Annotated in this window: 2 protein-coding genes; both read left to right on the top strand. The window is 35.5% G+C overall.

Features of this window, described 5'->3' with window-relative positions; all coding sequences use genetic code 11:
- The first annotated feature begins 255 nt into the window (after positions 1-255).
- Positions 256-1,203, top strand: coding sequence for a D-alanine--D-alanine ligase (locus tag ACIPNH_RS01150; protein ID WP_400771106.1), 948 nt, complete (start codon positions 256-258; stop codon positions 1,201-1,203).
- Entirely contained in the window at positions 1,184-1,942 is a 759-nt protein-coding gene (locus ACIPNH_RS01145; RefSeq protein WP_264723701.1) for a cell division protein FtsQ/DivIB, read from the top strand. The genes ACIPNH_RS01150 and ACIPNH_RS01145 overlap by 20 nt, the downstream gene beginning before the upstream one ends.
- Positions 1,943-2,254: the final 312 nt, after the last annotated feature.

Genomic DNA, 2,254 nt, shown 5'->3' with positions numbered 1-2,254 from the left:
TATTTCAAGCAAAAGTTATGCCATTAAGAGCTATGCAACAAACATTTATATTTGTGGGTAATAGTAAGATGCTAAGAGATACCGCGAATGAATCGCGGTATGACGTAGGAAAACCTTTCTTGGGTTAGCTATAGATCACCTTAACAAAACAAACGTTCGTACAGTTGTGCATAGGATAGAGCTATAGAAAGCATTTTTTCTATTGAAGATAAGAGCATCTTTTATATATGCTATATAGTAAAACATAGAACGCCCATGATTCCAACTATAGCAATTTTAAGTGGTGGGTTTTCTTGTGAGAGAGAAGTATCGCTTATGAGTGGAAAAGCAGTAAAAAAGGCGCTTGATAGCCTTTCATATAATGCAATAGAAATAGATGTTGACAGCAACATTGCTGAAAAGCTTAAAAAAATTAATCCCCACCTTGCTTTTATCGCTCTGCATGGACCTTATGGTGAAGATGGCTGCATTCAAGGTTTACTGGAGATTTTAGGTATAAAATATACACACTCAGGAGTTATGGCTTCTGCTGTTGCTATGAATAAAGTGATGTCAAAGCATATATTTCGATCCCTTAGTATCGACACTCCAAAAGGTTATGTAATTAGCCGAGAAGATGTACTAAAAAATAATATTAAAATCGATTATCCGTACGTCTTAAAACCAATTAACGAAGGTTCAAGTATTGGAGTGCACATAATTTTCTCGCACGAGGATTACTTAGAACTGAAAGATAATAGTTCTACTATAATGGAAAAGATGATCGTAGAAGAATACATACCGGACATAGAGTTACATACTGCTGTATTGCTGGATGAAGCAATTGGCACTATAGAAGTACGACCAAAAAATAAATTCTATGATTATGAAGCAAAGTATACAGATGGATTTGCAGAACATATATTTCCTGCTGAAATTCCTAACAATATATATAAAATGACCTTGGAACACGCACTGAAAGTTCATCAATTTTTAGGATGCAAAACTATTTCCCGCTCAGATTTCCGTTATAATCCCCAAAATAACACTTTAAAAATGCTTGAGATTAATACACATCCTGGCTTTACTGAGCTATCGTTAGTGCCAGAAATTGCAAAATTGGCAAAAGGAATCGATTTTAATGAATTAGTTAAAATTATTATTGAAGATAGTTTGCAGCACAAAAATATTAGGGATTTAAGTCATGTTGAGCAGTATTACTAGAAGCCAAAGGAGTTTTTTGCGTAAGTGTGCCTTGGTTATTATCACAGCACTTTTTCTTACGCTAATACTTTACAGCTCACTTGATAAAATAATAAATCGATTTAATTACTACTTTACTTGGTATAATGACTGCCTATCTAGTTTATTACTCAGTAGTGGATTTTCAATCGACGAAGTAGTCGTGAGCGGCAATAAATTTACAAACAAAAAGGATATTCTAAGTTTGACAGATAGAACGCAACCTATCCTGTATATATCACTTTCAAAACTTGCCGGTAACATACAATCCGTAAGCAGGTGGATAAAACACGTAAGAGTTCACAGAATTTTGCCCAATACTCTACGCATTAATATAGATGAGCATAAACCGTTTGCTCTCTGGAAAGATAATAACAAAACCTCGGTAATTGATTTCGAAGGCAAAGTGATCGTAGATGACTATCCAGTAGATGATCTTGTTGTAATTACAGGACAAAACTCGTTATCAAACCTAGAATTTGTTAGAGATGTGTTAGAGAGTAAAACTCAATTAAGTGACCACATTTCTTCTTTTGCTTATATAGGGAATAGAAGATGGAATATCATACTTGATAACGATTCCACAGTAAAACTGCCTGAAGATAACCCTTATAGTGCATGGGACTATTTAAACCACTTACACAATACAACTGATTTTACTTTCAGCGATTGGAGTATTATTGATATGCGTATTACTGATAAAATTTTTGTGAAGAGGTGATCTGCTGTAATCCAAGTAGCCCCTTTTCCTGTCATCCCAGTGCCCAGACACTGGAATCCCGCCGCGAACCGTCATACCGCGATTCATTCGCGGTATCTCTTAACATAGATCCCTTATTTAACCGCCATACCTTAACATAGATCCCGCTAACACGTAGCGGGATGACGGTTGTCGTTTAGCTATAAATATTTAAGAAATTTACCAAACGAAAAAAAAGGCAAAAGAAGCCCCGTGGTTGGCTAATTATAGCATTTCTCATAATAGTTCGAACAGGTCATAGGAAGGCAGAATCAACAGCACGACGAAAGGATT

The organism is Wolbachia endosymbiont of Drosophila barbarae (assembly GCF_044752445.1).
Lineage (GTDB): Bacteria > Pseudomonadota > Alphaproteobacteria > Rickettsiales > Anaplasmataceae > Wolbachia > Wolbachia pipientis.
This window is presented reverse-complemented; position numbering and strand designations above follow the sequence as displayed.

Coding starts and splice junctions, on each gene's coding strand:
- ACIPNH_RS01150 (WP_400771106.1), top strand. CDS start 256: ATGATTCCAACTATAGCAATTTTAAGTGGTGGGTTTTCTTGTGAGAGA.
- ACIPNH_RS01145 (WP_264723701.1), top strand. CDS start 1,184: ATGTTGAGCAGTATTACTAGAAGCCAAAGGAGTTTTTTGCGTAAGTGT.